A 15495-nucleotide genomic window follows, 5' to 3' on the forward strand; every position below is an offset into this window, starting at 1 on the left:
CCGGAATCGTCCTACTTCAGAAAGCCGTTCTTCTTCAGGAAGTCCTCGGCGACACCCTTGACCGGCTCGCCACCGACCTGCACGCGGCCGTTCAACTCCTGCAACGTGACGAGATCAAGCTTGGCAAAGACCGGCTTCAACAGCGTCTCGATCTCGGGATGTTCCTTGAGCACGGATTCGCGGATGATCGGCGCCGGCTGGTAGACTGGCTGCACACCCTTGTCGTCCTCAAGCACGACCAGACCGGACGGCGCGATGCCGCCGTCAGTACCGTAAACCATGGCGGCGTTGGCACCGCTGGTCTGGTTGGCGGCCGCGGCGATGGTCGCCGCCGTGTCGCCGCCCGAGAGCGTGATCAACTGGTCCGGCTTCAAGGTGAAGCCATAGGTGGTCTGGAAGGCCGGAAGGGCTGCAGCCGAATTGACGAACTCGGCGGAAGCCGCCAGCACCACCTTGCCGCCGCCCGAGACGTATTTGCCGAAGTCCGACAGCGTGACGAGCTTGTTTCCGTCCGTCACTTCCTTGCGCAGCGCGATCGCCCAGGTGTTGTTGGCCGGCGCCGGCGACAGCCAGACGATCTTGTTGGCGTCATAGTCGAGTTTCTTGGCCGTCTCATAGGCCTTGGCGGCATCCTTCCATGCCGGATCATCCGCCTTTTCGAAGAAGAACGCGGCGTTGCCGGTGTATTCGGGATAGATGTCGATCTCGCCGGCGCTGATCGCCTTGCGCACCACCGGCGTGCCACCCAGCTGGATGCGGTCGGTGGTCTTGATGTTGTTGGCGTTCAGCACCAGCTGGATGATGTTGCCGAGCACGCCGCCCTCGGTGTCGATCTTCGAGGAGACAACCACCTGGGCATTGGCGGAAGCCGCCGTGATGGCCAGCGCCAATGCCGCGCCGGCGAAAACCTTGACTGAAAACATCGTGAAAACCTCTTGCTGTGAACCGGAACGCGGTGGCCGCATATGAGCATGGCTGCAACGGCCAGTCGGGGCACACGGTTTCATAACAATAGGTACAGGCGCAATAATTTTGTTTCAGATCGGCAAATTCGGCCGAAGCAATCCTGACAACATCATGTCAGGTCGGAGTGATTTGGGGATCAGGTGCTGACCTTGGGCGAAGCAGTCATCTTTAGCGCGCCAAGCGCCACGAAGCACAGCACTGTGACCGGGAAGATCATCCAGTTCAGCATCTCCCAGCCCCAGGCGTTGTAGACCATCCCAGACAGCAGCGACGCGCAGGCGACCGAGCCGAACAGGACGAAGTCGTGAAAACCCTGCACCTTGCCCTTTTCCGACGGCCGGTAGCTGGCAGCCACCATGGCGGTGGCACCGATGAAGCCGAAATTCCAGCCGAGGCCAAGCAGGATCAGTGACGTCCAGAAGTGCCATAGCGCCAGACCCGACAAAGCGACAATGGCGCAGCCAATGAGCAGGATCAGACCGATGGCGACGATGCGCTCGGCGCCGAAGCGATGGATCAGCGAGCCGGTGAAGAAACTCGGCGCGAACATCGCCATGACGTGCCAGGAAATGCCGAGTGTCGCGTCATTTTCCGACAGGCCGCAGCCGACCATGGCCAGCGGCGCGCCGGTCATGACGAAGCTCATCAGCGCATAGCTGCCGACGGCGCAAAACAGCGCGGCGACGAAGCGCGGCTTGGTGACGATTTCGGCCAGTGGCCTGGCACCACCCTCGGTAATATCAACCTTGTTCGCGGCCTTCGCCGGCAGGCGCAGGAATGACAGGATGATGGCGCCGGCCGCGGCCAGCGGCAGGATGGAGATGAACGAACCGGCAAACATAACCGGTGCGAACAGTTCACGGGTGAAGATGACGATCTGCGGCCCGAGGATGGCGGTGACGATGCCACCGGCCAGCACGAAGGAGATGGCGCGAGCCTTGAACTGTGGCGGCGCATTGTCGGCGGCGGCGAAGCGGAACTGCTGGACGAAGGCGCCGCCGGCGCCGATCACGAGCAGCCCAAAGGCGAACAGCCAGAAGCTGCCATGGAAGAGCGCCAGGGTGGCGACCAGGCCGCCAAGGGCGGTAATGACGGTTCCGGTCATGAAGCCGCCGCGCTGGCCCAGCCTGCGGATGATGGCCGCGGCCGGCAACGCGCCCAGTGCCACACCGATGTTGAAGCCGGTGATCGGCGCCGTCGCCAGCGATTTGTCTGCACCGAGCAGATATTGCCCGGCCAGTGCGCCCATGGAGATGGCGATGGGGGCGGCCGAGCCGATAATCGCCTGCGAGGCGGCGAGGATCAGCGCGGTACGCCGCGCCTCTTTGCCAGCCTCGACGGCGATTGACGTCACGAAGCGTCCTTGCCGCGCCCTTCGCCACGCACCCGGCGTGACACGCGGTCGAGCACGGCATTGACCAGCTTCGGCTCGTCTTCCTCGTAAAAGGCCTTGGCGATGTCGACATATTCCGAAACGATGACCGCCACCGGCACGTCTTCACGCTTCATCAGTTCATAGACGCCGGCACGCAGGATGGCGCGCAGCGTCGAATCGAGCCGCGACAGCGGCCAGTCCTCGGTCAGCGCCTGGCGAATGATTGGATCGATGTTCTTCTGGTCCTCGACGACGCCGGCCAGGATAGCGCGGAACCACTGGGCATCCGCCTCGCGATAGAGCGCGCCGTCGACTTCCTTACCGAGGCGAAACGCCTCATATTCGGCGGTGATCTCGAAAACGCCGCTGCCGGAGACATCCATCTGGTAGAGCGCCTGCACGGCGGCCAAACGGGCAGCGCCGCGCTTGTTGGCTTGGCGCACGGCCGGCTGTCCGGGCGAAGCGGGTTCGCTCACGATCGCGCTCCCAGTCGTTCCTTGAGGGCGACCATGGTCAGCGCCGCACGCGCGGCAAAGCCACCCTTGTCGCCTTCCGAGCGCTTCGCCCGCGTCCATGCCTGCGCATCGTTCTCTGTAGTCAGGATGCCATTGCCGATGCAGACCGAGTCCTGCACGGTCAAGTCCATGAGCGCGCGGCTGGATTCATTGGCGACGATATCGAAATGGTAGGTGTCGCCACGGATGATGCTGCCGAGCGCAACGAAACCGTCGTAATGCGTGCCGCCTTCCGCCGCGCCATCCAGCGCGAAAGTGATTACGGCTGGAATCTCCAGCGAACCTGGAACGGTGACGACGTCGTAAGTCGCGCCCGCTTCATCGAGCGCGTGTGTCGCACCGTCGAGCAGCGCATCGGCAAGGTCGTCATGGAAGCGCGCTTCGATGATGAGCAGATGCGCCTTCGTCTTCGGACGAATGAAGGCTTTGCCGTGTTGGGATGTGCCAGCCATGAAAGTCTCCGGGGGGTTGCCGGTGACTTAGGCCGAAGCGACCACATTCGCAAGCTTTGTCCGAAGGGCCAGCCCCAATTTCGGGACGGCGCCGCGCTTATCGAACTAAACCGCCCTACGCCCTCGCCGCGCGACAAAGATCATAATGTCGCCGAGCATGTCCTCGATAGCACCATCGTCACGCCCGGTGTGCCTGAGATCGCCGACAAGTTCCCAGACTGATCCCATATTGATGGCGCCATGGATGCGCGCGATATGACCCAATCCTGTGATGGAAATCCTTCGAATATCCGGATCGAGAGAACGTGCGTATTTGAAGCAAACAGCTTGCGCGAAACGCCAGTCGTCGTGCCACGATATGCTGAGTATCGCGCGGATCCGCTCCTCGACATCATCGGAAAGCAGATCTTTGTAGGTCTTGGAGCTGTTGAGGTCTTTGACCGCTTCGTAGACAAGGTTTTCACTATCTTCGATCAACTTGCTGCCTTCGGGACGGCTCTCGGAATATTGACCATGTGACCGCTACAAGCCCTCTTTCGCCGCCTCCGCCAGCCGCGCGGCGTAGCGGGCCATGGTGTCGATCTCGAGATTGACGCGGTCGCCGGCCTTGCGCTCGCCCCAGGTGGTCACGGTCAGCGAGTGATGGATCAGCAGCACGTCGAAGCGGGTGCCCTCGACCTTGTTGACGGTGAGCGAGGTGCCGTCGAGCGCGACGGAGCCCTTTGGCGCGATGAATTTCGCCAGATGGCGCGGCGCCTCGAGCGTGAAGCGCACCGCATCACCCTCATCCTTGCGCTCGACGATCTCGGCGGTGCCGTCGACATGGCCCGAAACGATGTGGCCGCCGAGTTCGTCGCCGATCTTCAGCGCCCGTTCGAGATTGATCCGCGTGCCTGACGTCCAGCCCGAGGCCGTGGTCAGCCGCAAGGCCTCTTCCCAGGCTTCAACTTCGAACCAGCGCGCGTTCGAGCCACTGTCAGGCAAAGCGGTGACCGTCAGGCAGACGCCGCCGCAGGAGATCGAAGCGCCAATGGCGATGGTCGCGGGGTCATAGGCAGTATCGATGCGCAGGCCGACGCCTTCGCTCAGCGGCTTAACGGCCGCGACGGTGCCGATATCGGTGACAATTCCGGTAAACATCGATGCTATCTTCCCGTTTTGATAATGACCTTGTCCGAAAACCGGGTCCCACTTTTCGGGATCATGGTCTAGAGGTCTCTTACCCACTCGGCGTAACTGTCTTCACCAAAACGCATCTCGCGCAGCTTGCGAAAGCCTGCCGGGATATGGTCGGCGTCGATGGGCGATGCAATGCCGTCCTCGCCGATCGCTTCCGGTCCTTGGAACAGCACGATGCGATCGACCAGCCCATCAGCCAGGAAAGCGCTCGCTACCTTGGCGCCGCCCTCGACCAGCACGCTTGCCATGCCGAGCGCCGCCAGATCCTCGAGCAGTTCCGGCAATGCCACGCCGCCCTCATGCGTTTCCGTGCCGATGAAGCGCACGCCGGCGCGTTCGAGCGCTGCCCGGCGCTGCGGATCGGCTTCCAGACATGCGGCGACGTAGAGTGGCACGCGATCCACGCCCGAGACCAGTTTCGAGCTCTCCGGCAGCCTGATCTGCCGGTCGAGCACGATGCGTGCCGGCGAACGGTTCTCCAGCCCCGGCAAGCGGACAGTCAGTGCTGGGTTGTCTTCCAGCGCCGTGCCGATGCCAACCAGAATGGCGTCGGCCTCGGCCCGCATCAAATAGACCTCGCGGCGTGCGATATCGCCTGTTATCGCGACTTGGCCAGCGCCTCCCCTGCCGATCTTGCCATCACTGGAAAGTGCAAGCTTTAGAATCACTTCCGGGCGCTTGCTGAGCGATCGAATGAGATAACCGGCCATCTGCTCGGCGGCTTCGCCCGCCAACACCTTTTCGACCACCTCGATGCCGGCGGCGCGCAAGATGGCATAGCCCTTGCCGGAGACGCGCGGATCGGGATCGCTTGCAGCACCGACGACCCGCGCAATGCCGGCATTGACCAGCGCATTGGCGCAAGGCGGGGTGCGACCGTGATGGGCGCATGGTTCCAAAGTGACGTAAGCCGTGGCACCCCTCGCGAGCTCACCCGCCTCGGCCAGCGCCTCGGTTTCGGCATGAGGCCGGCCGCCGATCGCGGTGACACCCGTGCCGACGATCATCGGCCCCGCACCGTCATCGCGCACGATTAGCGTGCCGACCGACGGGTTGGTCGAGGTGCGGCCGGCATTCCGGCGCGAAAGCCGCAGGGCGGCGGCCATGAAACGGCGATCAAGGGCCGCTTGTCCGGCCGCGCTCAGTTGCGGTGCTGCCATGCTCAGCGGGCTTCCTCTTCGCTCTTTTCTTCGTCGCCCTTCAACTCGCCCAGCAGCTCATGGAAATCCTTCGCCTCGCGGAAATTGCGGTAGACCGAGGCAAAGCGGACATAAGCGACATCGTCGAGCGATTTCAGCGCCTCCATGACCAGCTTGCCGACCTCGCCCGAGGCCACTTCCGTCTCGCCGGAGCTTTCGAGCTGGCGCACAATGCCGGTCACCGCGCGATCAATCCGCTCGGGGTCGACATTGCGCTTGCGCACCGCGATCTCCACCGAGCGCAGCAGCTTGTCGCGGTCGAACGGCACTTTTCGCCCCGATTTCTTGACCACGACCAGATCGCGCAATTGCACGCGCTCGAAGGTGGTGAAACGGCCGCCGCAATCGGGGCAGACACGCCGCCTGCGGATCGCCGCGCCATCCTCGGCGGGGCGCGAATCCTTCACCTGCGTATCTTCGGACTGGCAATAGGGACAGCGCATGAAAAGCCTTGGGTTCGCGAATCTGGTGAGGCGAAAGGCTTAGAGCCTTTCCAGCCGGGATTGAAGCCGTTCCGTTTCCTGGACAGCCTGCCGCATCAGAGATAGCGAGGCGCGAGGAAGATTGCCAGAGCGGCAACCAGCCAGACGGCGATGCCGCCGGCGACAGCCAGGCGATAGTCAACCTTGTCGACGAACAACCAGCAGGCACTGAGGAAGGCAAGATAGGCGGGAATTGTCTTTACGCCGGCAAGGCAGGCGTCACGGAAGCCGCCCGGATCACCCTTGGCGCCCACGGCGAGCAAGGCGATGACGGCAAAGGTCGGCGCCAATGGCAATATTCCTGGCAGCACGTTGCCTCGCTTCGACGCCCAGGCGATCAGCGCCGTCACTAGCCCGCCGATCACACCCTTCCAGACAATATCCATCCGCGGTCCCTATCCCGATCCGTTCGCCTGCCTCACGGCGCAACGTCTTTGGTTGGGAAACCGCAGGACGCTCCGAGGTTACGGTAGGCCTTGGTGAAGCCGTCCATCGGTATGCTGGCGACAGCCACCTTGCCGAAGGTCACATCGAGAGACGTGACCTGGCGCATGGCGCGCAGCAGCGCGAGACTGGTCTTGGCCTGATTGTCGACCGTCCAGCTGGGGCGGCCGATGACACCTTCGTTGGAATAGATCGTGGCCGAAACCTTGACGCCGGGATCGCCGAACGTCGCCGCGATCTTCTTGCCGGTCGGCAGGGTCCTGTTGTCGACGGTGAACATGACGGCCGGATAGGCATTCGGAGGCAGCGCATCGCCGGTCGAGATCGACAGCGTCAGCGTGCCCGAATTGCCACTCGCATCGAAGAAGGCCGTCGAAGCCGCGCAGGTCTTGTGCGCATCCTGGCCGGTGTCGAGCGTATCGACCATGGTTGTCCATCGGCCGAAGGTGCTCGTGACGGGCATGTCCGGAGCCGGCTGCGTCTGCGCCGGAGCTGACCCGCAAAAGGCAAGCCAACCGACGACACCAAGTGGGGCAAGACGAAAACCACGCATCATCATTTTCTCCAATTCCATGCGCCACCCGATCAGGGGTGGCGCATCGCCGGCGAATAAAGATGACGCTTCGCGCCCGGTCAACCGGAGATAAGGATGCTCAACCGAGATAAGGGTACAGCGGAAAACGATCGGTCAGCGCCACGACCTTGGCCTTGACCGCAGCCTCGACCGCGGCATTGCCTTCGTCGGAATTGGCGACCTTCAGCCCATCCAGCACCTCGGCGATCAGCTTGCCGATCTCGCGGAACTCGGCCTGGCCGAAGCCGCGCGTGGTGCCGGCTGGGGTGCCGAGACGCACGCCGGAGGTGACGAAAGGCTTTTCCGGGTCGAAGGGGATGCCGTTCTTGTTGCAGGTGATGTTGGCGCGGCCAAGGGCTGCCTCGGCGCGCTTGCCGGTGGCATTCTTGGGCCTGAGATCGACCAGCATCAGATGGTTGTCGGTGCCGCCGGAGACGATGTCGAGGCCTGTCTCCTTGAGGCTCGAAGCCAGCGCCTTGGCGTTGGCGGCGACACTCTCGGCATAGAGCTTGAAGCTTGGCTTCAGCGCCTCGCCGAAGGCGACTGCCTTGGCGGCAATGACATGCATCAGCGGGCCACCCTGCAGACCAGGGAATACCGCCGAGTTCATCTTCTTGGCGATGTCCTCGTCGTTGCACAGGATCATGCCGCCGCGCGGGCCGCGCAGCGATTTGTGCGTGGTGGTCGTCACCACATGCGCGTGCGGCAGTGGCGAGGGATGCACGCCGCCGGCGACGAGGCCCGCAATATGCGCCATGTCGACCATCAGATAAGCGCCGACCGCATCCGCGATCTCACGGAAACGCTTCCAGTCCCAGATGCGCGAATAGGCGGTGCCGCCAGCCAGGATCAGCTTCGGCTTGGTCTCGTGCGCGGTCTTTTCGATCGCGTCCATGTCGAGCAGATGGTCGTCCTTGCGCACGCCATAGGACACGACCTTGAACCACTTGCCGCTCATGTTGACCGGCGAGCCGTGGGTCAGATGGCCGCCGGAATTGAGGTCAAGCCCCATGAACGTGTCGCCCGGCTGCAGCAGCGCCAGGAACACCGCCTGGTTCATCTGGCTGCCGGAGTTCGGCTGGACGTTGGCGAAATTGCAGCCAAACAGCTTTTTCGCCCGCTCGATGGCCAGTTCCTCGGCCACGTCGACGAACTGGCAGCCGCCATAGTAGCGCTTGCCCGGATAGCCCTCGGCATATTTGTTGGTCATGATCGAGCCCTGCGCCTCGAGCACGGCGCGGGAAACGATGTTTTCCGACGCGATCAGTTCGATCTCGCGGCGCTGGCGACCGAGCTCGTTGCGAATGGAGCCGAAAATCTCCGGATCGGCGTCCTCCAGCGTGGTTTCGAAGAAGGATTCGAATTTGTTGGACGCTGCCGCTGCTGTTGCCATGGCCTGAAAATCCTCCGGTTCGGGGGCAATTTGTTTATGCATATCGTCGCCCCAAAACCGCTGCACACTTTTGGGCGACCTGCATTGCCGCGCCATTAACACAGTTGTTTTCGACCCGCCACGTTTGCAGCGCGAAATTTGCTGGCCGGTTTGCGGCAGAGGCACACCAGAACCGGCTATTTCCGCTCCTGCCGCCCTCTGAGCAAGGCTTCGGTGAGCGTGATCTCGGTAAACAACGCCCGCGAGGTATGGTCGTTGATCTGGCCACTGCGGACCATGTCGCGCACCGCAGTGCGCTCGGCCTCGATGCCGGCAAGTCGCATTTCGAGCTCCACCCGCCCGGCCTCGCGCGCCTCGGCCCGGGCTTCATCGGCCGCGTCGGAGGTGGCGATGCGGCGCCGGTAGCCGGCGACGATGCTTTCGGCGGCGACAAGTCTGGCGCCGGGCACCTCGCCGTCATCGTCGCTGCTGCCGGCCATGCTCTCGATGTGGGCGATTGCAGCCTTCGCCGCATTGACCCGCGCCAAGCGTTCCTCGGCAGCACCCGCATCCTCGCCCGGCTCGACCAGCCCACGCGCGATCACCGGCAAGGCCAGACTGGCGATCACCAGGGAACAGATGATGACGCCGGCGGCGAGGAAGATGACAAGATCGCGCGCGGGGAATGGCGACCCGTCCTGCAAAGCCAACGGCAGTGACAATATGCCGGCGAGCGTGATGGCACCACGCACGCCCGCCACTGAACCGGCCAGCCGCACGCGCAGGCCGAACGGCTCGACCTCACGCTTACCTAACCGCGCGGCAAGCGCCCCCGCGATATCGCCAATCCAGATCCAGACGAAGCGGAGTACGATCAGGCATAAGGTCAGCGCCACCACGGTCAGCACCGGCTGGAGGATGGGATAGTGGCCAGTGAGCTCCGGCGGCACCTTGCGGATGATCTCGGGAAGCTGCAGGCCGAGCACGATGAACAGCGCGCCGTTGAAGACGAAGGAAAACGTCGTCCACAAGGAGATCGTCTGCATGCGCGCGGAGACGCCGAGGAAGCGGAATATGCCGGTGCTCCCGGTCAGCAGGCCGGCGGTCACCGCGGCCAGGATGCCCGAGGCCCCTAAGTGCTCGGCGCCGAGATAGGCGACGAAGGGAAGCAGGATGGTGATCAGCACCTGCGCCTCGGCCGGGACGCCGCCGATGCGGTTCAAGAGTTGCAGCGCCTTGGCGGCAACGAACAACGCCGCAACGCCGGCCAGGATGCCCACCACGACGGCATAGAGAAAACTCAACGAGGCCGCGGCAAAGGAAAAGCTGCCGGTCAATGCCGCCGCGACGGCAAAGCGGAACATGACCAGGCCAGAGGCGTCGTTGAGCAGCGACTTGCCCTCCAGAATGTGCATCAGCCGCGCCGGAACGACATTCCTGTCGACGATCGAGGAGACGGCCACCGCATCGGTCGGCGACAGCACTGCCGCGAGAGCGAAAGCAACGACCAGCGGAATGCTCGGCACCAGCCAGTGCAAGGCATAGCCGAAGCCGACGATGGTGAAGAAGACGAGGCCGATGGCAAGGTCGAGGATCGGACCGCGCAAGGCTATCAGCTCACGCTTGGGCGCGCCAAAGGCGTCGCTGAACAGCAGCGGCGGAATGAACACCAGCAGGAACAGTTCCGGATCGATCTCGACATGAATACCGCGCACCGGCCAGGCAAGTGCGGCACCTATCGCGATCTGCAGCACCGGCAGCGGCACCCGCACCAGCCGCACCAGCGCGCCGGAAACGGCAACGAAGACGAGCACGACGAGAATGAAGATCGCAGTTTGCATGGCCCGATTCCGTCCGGTCGCCGGACCATGCGCAATCATCGGTCTTGCGTCCAGCCGGACAGGCATAACGCTTGACCGATTTCAGGAAAGGCCGGCACCCGGCGTCAGCGCAAGGCTGCCAATGGGGCACCGGGCGCCGGCCCCACGCCGGACCCAGAGGGTCGGCATGTGTAAACGCGAACAAGAATGGTGCACCGCTCGGGGGCGATCAGGCCGCCGAAACCGGGCACTGCAGCCTTTGTGGATATGCGATGCCGCCGTCGCATCAACCTCTCGATAGTGGGAGGTTGACAGGTCGGCCCAGCCATCTTGCGGCGTGGAGCGACCCATGCGACGTTATATTATGATGTGCTAAAGGGACGACCGATGCTGTCACGGATCATGGTCCATGCCGAACCGGCCTTTGCTTCGAAAACGGCGGAGCATGCAAGTGTCGCCTTCTTCGCGGCGATGGAAACCTTCGGCGCTTCCTATCTGCAGACCCGCCTCTACCGCAGGCCGTCAACGACGCTGACCTCGGCCAGCCATTGGGCGGCCGGCGGCTTCATCACGCGGCTGGCGCCGGCGAACTGGCCGGGCAGTCCGGCATTCGACTATGTCTGCTTCGAGTGCAATCCGTTGCTGGGCGCGATCCGCGAAAGCCGGACGCGCTACCGCTTCTCCGACTTTGCGCCACGCGACCGTGCGCAGTTCGGCGTCTATTGGGAGGCGCTCGGTGAGGCCGGGATCAATGACGCGCTGTGTTCCACCTCCTATGGCGCCGACGGCGCCATAGCCTCGCTGCATCTCGGCTTCCACGAACGCGACTTCACGGCAGACGAGAGTTTTGCCATCCAGATGGCCGGTCTCGTGCTGACCGAACGGCTGATGAGCCTGACAATGCCACCGCCCGCCGCCACCGTTCGGCTGACGGTGCGTGAGCGCGACAGCCTGGCGCTGGTCGCCGAGGGCAAGACGGATTGGGAGATCTCGGTCATTCTCGGCATTGCCGAAGCGACGGTGCGCTTCCATGTCGACAATGCCAAGCGCAAGCTCGGCGCCGTCAACCGCGCGCAAGCGGTGGCGCGGCTGGTCAACCAGCGGCTGATTTAACGACAATCCGGAAACAAAAAGGTCGCCTCGAAGGCGACCTTTTGTCAATATTATCAGATATTTAGAGTGAAGATGTGATCTGAAGCTCGCTGGCGCCATCCAGCGCGTAGACGTCGTCGCGGAACTGGACGACACCGGGTCCTGTCGACCAGGCCGAGAGATAGAGGAAGTGCACCGGCACCGGATTGGTGACCTGGATCGGCGTGTTCTCGCCGGTCTTGATCGCCGCCTCGAAATGCTGGCGGTCCCAGCCGGGCGTGTCGCGCAGGATCCAGGTGACGAGGTCGCGCACGTTCTGAACGCGCACGCAGCCCGAGGAATCGAAGCGCAACATCTTGCCGAACAGGCTCTGCTGCGGCGTGTCGTGCATGTAAACGCCATCAGGGCTCGGGAAATTGATCTTGACCGACGCCATGGCGTTTTCCGAACCGGGATCCTGGCGGAACCGGTACTTGGCGGCGTCGTCGGTCGACCAGTCCACGTTCATCGGATCGACTTCGCTGCCATCCGGCGCGAACAGGCGGATGTGACTGTTCTTGAGATAGTTGGGATCCTTCCGCATCAGCGGAATGATGTCCTTGCGCACGATCGAGACCGGGGCGTTCCAGTAAGGGTTGACGATGATCTCGTTGATCTTAGAATTGACGATCGGCGTCTGGCGATCGATCTTGCCGACGATCGCCGTATGGCGAAGCACAACGCGGTCGTTCTCGACCGCTTCGACCTGCGCCGCCGGAATGTCGACGAGCACATAGCGGCTGCCCAGCGTGCCGGCCTTCTCCTTCAGCCGCTGCAGATTGGTCTGCAACTGGCCAAGCCGGATCTGCGCCGAAACGTTCATCGCCGCATAAGTGTACTTGCCCAGCGCACCGTCGGCAGGGAGACCATGGCGCAGCTGGAAGCGCTTCACCGCCGAGTTCTACGTAGGAATCGAAGGCCGTCGAAATGCCGGCGGTCTGCGACAGGTCACCCGAAATCATCAGGCGCTTGCGCAACGGCACCACATCCGGATCGTCAACGCCAAGCTGCAGTTTCTTGGTGTCGGGAACCGGCTGCCATCCGCCCTGCCCGGCGATGTTCTGATATTGCGCGACCGCTTGTTCGGTAAAGGCAACGGTCTGCGTGCTGAAGATCGGCAGCGTCGAGGCCACTTTGCCGCCTTCGCTGGCGCGGGCGTCGAACTGGTCGTCCCAATTGCCGCGGGCCGAGGATTTCAGGATATCCCCGATAACATCCTGCGCATTCGCCCGACCAGCCACCATGGCGGCGGCGATTGCGGAGGCTCCGGACAGGAAAAAGCGGCGGCTGGTTTTCATGGACGTTCCAGACATTCTTGTAGCATTCGATCAAGGGGCGATCTTGCCCGCACTCTAGAATTGGCAATCTTAACAATTAGCCAACCATGTCCGTATCAGACGGGCCTCAAACGCGCGAGGCTCGATACAGGTTCCGGGTGAACGAACGGCCTTGACCGCAGCATCACCGGCATCCTCGGTTCCATTGGAATATGGCGGCAACGTGGCCTTGGCCCGCAATTTGCTTCGGCCGTCAGCTCGAAAAGAAAAGACCGGTGCTTTTCGGCACCGGTCCTGACTGAAGGTCGCTGTTTCGGCCGCGCTTCTGTGGCGCGGGCCAGATCCGATGCGGATGATATTACATCCGGTAGGCGATGGTGTCGTTCCAGAAGCGGTCGAGCCGCTGCAAGGCGCGGTTCATCTGCTTGAACTCGTCGGTGTTGATGCCGCCGACCTGTTCGATCGAGCCGACATGGCGCTCATAGAGACCGGCGACGACATCAGCCACCTCGTTGCCCTTCGGCGTCAGCGAGACGCGGACCGAACGGCGGTCGATACGCGAGCGCTGGTGGTTGATGAAGCCGAGATCGACCAGCTTCTTCAGATTGTAGGACACGTTCGAGCCGAGATAGTAACCACGCGAGCGGAGCTCGCCGGCGGTCAGTTCGGAATTGCCGATGTTGAAGAGCAGCAGCGCCTGGATAGCATTGATGTCGGAACGGCCGTTGCGGTCGAATTCGTCCTTGATCACGTCAAGCAGGCGGCGGTGCAGCCGCTCGACGAGCTGCAGCGATTCCATGTACAGGGAACGGATAGCCTCACGGCGATCGTCGGATACGTTGGCGGTCTTCGCCGCCGGACGCGAATTGATCATTGTCTTTGCCTCTCGTTTGTCGCCCTGGTGATTTTTTGTTTTTCACCTTGATCGCGACACTATCGAATACTCATAAAATTCGACTTAAACGCTAGGGCTAACAAGAGCTTACCGGTAAGAGGTTTCGGAAGAGGCTTAACGAACGGTCACCCGAGCAAGGATAATTAACCTAAAGGCTTAGGCAGTCCTCGCGGGGCTGAAATCCGGCGTTTGCCAAGTCGTCAATGCCGTCAACGGCTTAGTGCCGTACAGGGCGTTTCTGCAGCCAGATGACGACGCGAAAGACGATGTAGAGCAGCGCCACCGCCGCATGCGAGACGACGATCAGCAGCCGATGGCCGAAAAGCTCGGGAAAACCGGCATACATGACGGTCTCGGTGACCGCGCAGATGAACCAGATCACCGGGCCCCAGGAGGCGAGCATCCACAGCCCGGCCGCGGCAAAGGGGAAAAACACGGCGAGCATCACCGCCGCCACCTGCCAGTGCACGGGCATCAGGTCGAAGCGCCAGAGCGAACCCGGGTAAAAGCCGATCAGCTTGATCCAGTACAGGATGCCGAACAGCAGGCAGTAGCCCGCGATGACACGCTGGAACCAGGCGAAGATCACCTCGACCGTCGACGGCTGCAGCACGATGCGTCTCGACGTCACCTCGCTCACAGTTCGAGCTCCCGTTCCCCGAGCGGGGCGAAATAGGCGTCGATATCAGCCGCGCTCACCGCATCCAGGCTCCCCGGCCGCCATTGCGGCGTCGAGCCCTTGTCGATGATGGCGGCGCGGATGCCCTCGTAGAAATCATGGCCGGCGAGCATGCGGTTGAGAATGCGGAACTCCATCCTCATGCAGTCGTCCATCGACAGCGTCTGGCCGGCACCGATCTCGCGCCAGGCGACGTGAAGGCTGGTCGGCGAGCGGCTTCTCATCATCGCCAGTGTCTTGGCGGCAAAGGCATCGCCGCCGGCTGCGTCCTCGAGGCTGGCGACGATGCCGGCAAGCGTGCCTTGTGAAAAATGCCGTGCGATCGTATCCAGGTCCTGCCGTTCCGTCTCGCGTTTGGCCGGAAAGAAGAAATCGCGCAACTCGGCGTTCGGGTCATTGCTGGTTGCCAGTTCGTCGAGCAGCCCTGCCTGGTCGGCGGCCTTGATCGTGTGCGTGGCAAGGCCAGACCACAGCGAATCGCCATAACGGATACGCGCTCCAGTGAGCCCGAGATACATGCCGAAACTGCCGCCGAGATCCGGAAGCAGGTGGCTAGCGCCGACATCGGGGAAGAAGCCGATGCCGACCTCGGGCATGGCGAACTGCGCATTCTCGGTCATTACGCGATGCGAGCCATGGAAGGAGATGCCGACGCCGCCGCCCATGACGATGCCGTCGATCAGCGCGACATAGGGCTTCTTGAAACGGGCGATGCGGGCGTTGAGCCTGTATTCATCAGCGAAGAAATCGACCGGCGCCTTGCCGGCACGGCCAGCCTCGTAGACCTGCAGGATATCACCGCCGGCGGAAAACGCCCGGCCCTCGGCCATGACGACGACGACGTTGATGCTCGCGTCCTCTTCCCAGGCTTCGAGCGCCTTGCCGAGCGCCTTGACCATGTTGTGCGTGATGGCGTTGAGCGCCTTCGGCCGCGTCAGCGTGACGACGCCGGCCCGGCCCAGCCGCTCGAAGCGGATCTCGTCGCCGCCGCCAAAATCCATCGCCAGAGAATCCCTCCCCCGCGCCTGCGGGACTGAAGTGCTAAAGGCGGCGCATGGGTGCGTCAATGGCAGCAGTCTGTTCCCGCGGTCTTGGCGCACGGCCGTGGCCGATGCTACGAAGGTCGCCGCCGCTG

The 15495-nt window shown here is 62.9% G+C and carries 16 protein-coding genes and 1 pseudogene; 1 reads left to right on the forward strand and 16 read right to left on the reverse strand.

Going from position 1 to position 15495, the window contains the following annotated elements; translation table 11 throughout:
* Positions 1–11: 11 nt before the first annotated feature.
* The 12 genes from osmF to ACZYHG_RS25860 form a co-directional block, all read right to left on the reverse strand.
* Positions 12–923 (reverse strand): glycine betaine ABC transporter substrate-binding protein OsmF, encoded by a 912-nt coding sequence (gene osmF / locus ACZYHG_RS25805; RefSeq protein ID WP_464610943.1) that lies wholly within the window; start codon positions 921–923, stop codon positions 12–14.
* Between the two features lie 179 nt (positions 924–1102).
* The gene (locus tag ACZYHG_RS25810; protein WP_464610944.1) at positions 1103–2320 is read right to left on the reverse strand and encodes an MFS transporter; all 1218 of its coding nucleotides are present in this window, start codon (positions 2318–2320) and stop codon (positions 1103–1105) included.
* On the reverse strand, positions 2317–2817 hold the full coding sequence (gene nusB, locus ACZYHG_RS25815) for a transcription antitermination factor NusB (protein WP_464610945.1): 501 nt from the start codon (positions 2815–2817) through the stop codon (positions 2317–2319). Before nusB ends, ACZYHG_RS25810 begins: the two co-directional genes overlap by 4 nt.
* On the reverse strand, positions 2814–3308 hold the full coding sequence (ribH, locus tag ACZYHG_RS25820) for a 6,7-dimethyl-8-ribityllumazine synthase (protein ID WP_464610946.1): 495 nt from the start codon (positions 3306–3308) through the stop codon (positions 2814–2816). Before ribH ends, nusB begins: the two co-directional genes overlap by 4 nt.
* Before the next feature lie 105 nt (positions 3309–3413).
* Complete coding sequence (locus ACZYHG_RS25825) at positions 3414–3785, reverse strand: hypothetical protein (protein WP_464610947.1); 372 nt, start codon at positions 3783–3785, stop codon at positions 3414–3416.
* A 45-nt stretch (positions 3786–3830) separates the two neighbouring features.
* Positions 3831–4448, reverse strand: coding sequence for a riboflavin synthase (locus ACZYHG_RS25830; RefSeq protein ID WP_464610948.1), 618 nt, complete (start codon positions 4446–4448; stop codon positions 3831–3833).
* A gap of 68 nt (positions 4449–4516) precedes the next feature.
* Positions 4517–5647: a bifunctional diaminohydroxyphosphoribosylaminopyrimidine deaminase/5-amino-6-(5-phosphoribosylamino)uracil reductase RibD gene (gene ribD / locus ACZYHG_RS25835; protein ID WP_464610949.1), complete on the reverse strand. Its 1131-nt coding sequence runs from the start codon at positions 5645–5647 to the stop codon at positions 4517–4519.
* A 2-nt stretch (positions 5648–5649) separates the two neighbouring features.
* A complete protein-coding gene (nrdR, locus tag ACZYHG_RS25840; RefSeq protein ID WP_027057293.1) occupies positions 5650–6129 on the reverse strand; it encodes a transcriptional regulator NrdR in 480 nt (159 codons plus the stop codon).
* Positions 6130–6224: 95 nt separating this feature from the next.
* On the reverse strand, positions 6225–6554 hold the full coding sequence (locus tag ACZYHG_RS25845; protein WP_464610950.1) for a GlpM family protein: 330 nt from the start codon (positions 6552–6554) through the stop codon (positions 6225–6227).
* A gap of 32 nt (positions 6555–6586) precedes the next feature.
* Positions 6587–7075: a hypothetical protein gene (locus ACZYHG_RS25850; RefSeq protein WP_464610951.1), complete on the reverse strand. Its 489-nt coding sequence runs from the start codon at positions 7073–7075 to the stop codon at positions 6587–6589.
* Between the two features lie 190 nt (positions 7076–7265).
* The gene (glyA, locus tag ACZYHG_RS25855; protein ID WP_464610952.1) at positions 7266–8579 is read right to left on the reverse strand and encodes a serine hydroxymethyltransferase; all 1314 of its coding nucleotides are present in this window, start codon (positions 8577–8579) and stop codon (positions 7266–7268) included.
* Between the two features lie 176 nt (positions 8580–8755).
* Positions 8756–10399 carry a Na+/H+ antiporter gene (locus ACZYHG_RS25860; RefSeq protein ID WP_464610953.1) on the reverse strand — a complete coding sequence of 548 codons (1644 nt, stop codon included), beginning with the start codon at positions 10397–10399 and terminating at the stop codon, positions 8756–8758.
* 366 nt (positions 10400–10765) lie between these two features.
* Between ACZYHG_RS25860 and ACZYHG_RS25865 the strand changes: the two genes are divergently transcribed.
* Positions 10766–11491, forward strand: coding sequence for a helix-turn-helix transcriptional regulator (locus ACZYHG_RS25865; protein WP_464610954.1), 726 nt, complete (start codon positions 10766–10768; stop codon positions 11489–11491).
* A 61-nt stretch (positions 11492–11552) separates the two neighbouring features.
* On the opposite strand, the pseudogene ACZYHG_RS25870 reads toward ACZYHG_RS25865, so the two are convergent.
* The 4 genes and pseudogenes from ACZYHG_RS25870 to ACZYHG_RS25885 all read right to left on the reverse strand — a co-directional run bounded on the left by ACZYHG_RS25870 (position 11553) and on the right by ACZYHG_RS25885 (position 15361).
* Positions 11553–12807, reverse strand: a pseudogene (locus tag ACZYHG_RS25870) (L,D-transpeptidase family protein).
* 337 nt (positions 12808–13144) lie between these two features.
* The gene (ldtR, locus tag ACZYHG_RS25875; protein ID WP_013896002.1) at positions 13145–13660 is read right to left on the reverse strand and encodes a transcriptional regulator LdtR; all 516 of its coding nucleotides are present in this window, start codon (positions 13658–13660) and stop codon (positions 13145–13147) included.
* 238 nt (positions 13661–13898) lie between these two features.
* Positions 13899–14321: a DUF6163 family protein gene (locus ACZYHG_RS25880; protein ID WP_027028506.1), complete on the reverse strand. Its 423-nt coding sequence runs from the start codon at positions 14319–14321 to the stop codon at positions 13899–13901.
* Positions 14318–15361 (reverse strand): enoyl-CoA hydratase/isomerase family protein, encoded by a 1044-nt coding sequence (locus ACZYHG_RS25885; protein WP_464610955.1) that lies wholly within the window; start codon positions 15359–15361, stop codon positions 14318–14320. Before ACZYHG_RS25885 ends, ACZYHG_RS25880 begins: the two co-directional genes overlap by 4 nt.
* Between the last annotated feature and the right edge of the window lie 134 nt (positions 15362–15495).

The sequence above is a fragment of the Mesorhizobium subarcticum genome (genome assembly GCF_055456085.1).

What these genes read in the sequence shown, in the direction of transcription:
- osmF (WP_464610943.1), bottom strand. Translation starts at nt 923, where the DNA reads ATGTTTTCAGTCAAGGTTTTCGCCGGCGCGGCATTGGCGCTGGCCATC.
- ribH (WP_464610946.1), bottom strand. Translation starts at nt 3,308, where the DNA reads ATGGCTGGCACATCCCAACACGGCAAAGCCTTCATTCGTCCGAAGACG.
- ACZYHG_RS25830 (WP_464610948.1), bottom strand. Translation starts at nt 4,448, where the DNA reads ATGTTTACCGGAATTGTCACCGATATCGGCACCGTCGCGGCCGTTAAG.
- ribD (WP_464610949.1), bottom strand. Translation starts at nt 5,647, where the DNA reads ATGGCAGCACCGCAACTGAGCGCGGCCGGACAAGCGGCCCTTGATCGC.
- nrdR (WP_027057293.1), bottom strand. Translation starts at nt 6,129, where the DNA reads ATGCGCTGTCCCTATTGCCAGTCCGAAGATACGCAGGTGAAGGATTCG.
- ACZYHG_RS25845 (WP_464610950.1), bottom strand. Translation starts at nt 6,554, where the DNA reads ATGGATATTGTCTGGAAGGGTGTGATCGGCGGGCTAGTGACGGCGCTG.
- ACZYHG_RS25850 (WP_464610951.1), bottom strand. Translation starts at nt 7,075, where the DNA reads ATGCCCGTCACGAGCACCTTCGGCCGATGGACAACCATGGTCGATACG.
- glyA (WP_464610952.1), bottom strand. Translation starts at nt 8,579, where the DNA reads ATGGCAACAGCAGCGGCAGCGTCCAACAAATTCGAATCCTTCTTCGAA.
- ACZYHG_RS25860 (WP_464610953.1), bottom strand. Translation starts at nt 10,399, where the DNA reads ATGCAAACTGCGATCTTCATTCTCGTCGTGCTCGTCTTCGTTGCCGTT.
- ACZYHG_RS25865 (WP_464610954.1), top strand. Translation starts at nt 10,766, where the DNA reads ATGCTGTCACGGATCATGGTCCATGCCGAACCGGCCTTTGCTTCGAAA.
- ldtR (WP_013896002.1), bottom strand. Translation starts at nt 13,660, where the DNA reads ATGATCAATTCGCGTCCGGCGGCGAAGACCGCCAACGTATCCGACGAT.
- ACZYHG_RS25885 (WP_464610955.1), bottom strand. Translation starts at nt 15,361, where the DNA reads ATGGATTTTGGCGGCGGCGACGAGATCCGCTTCGAGCGGCTGGGCCGG.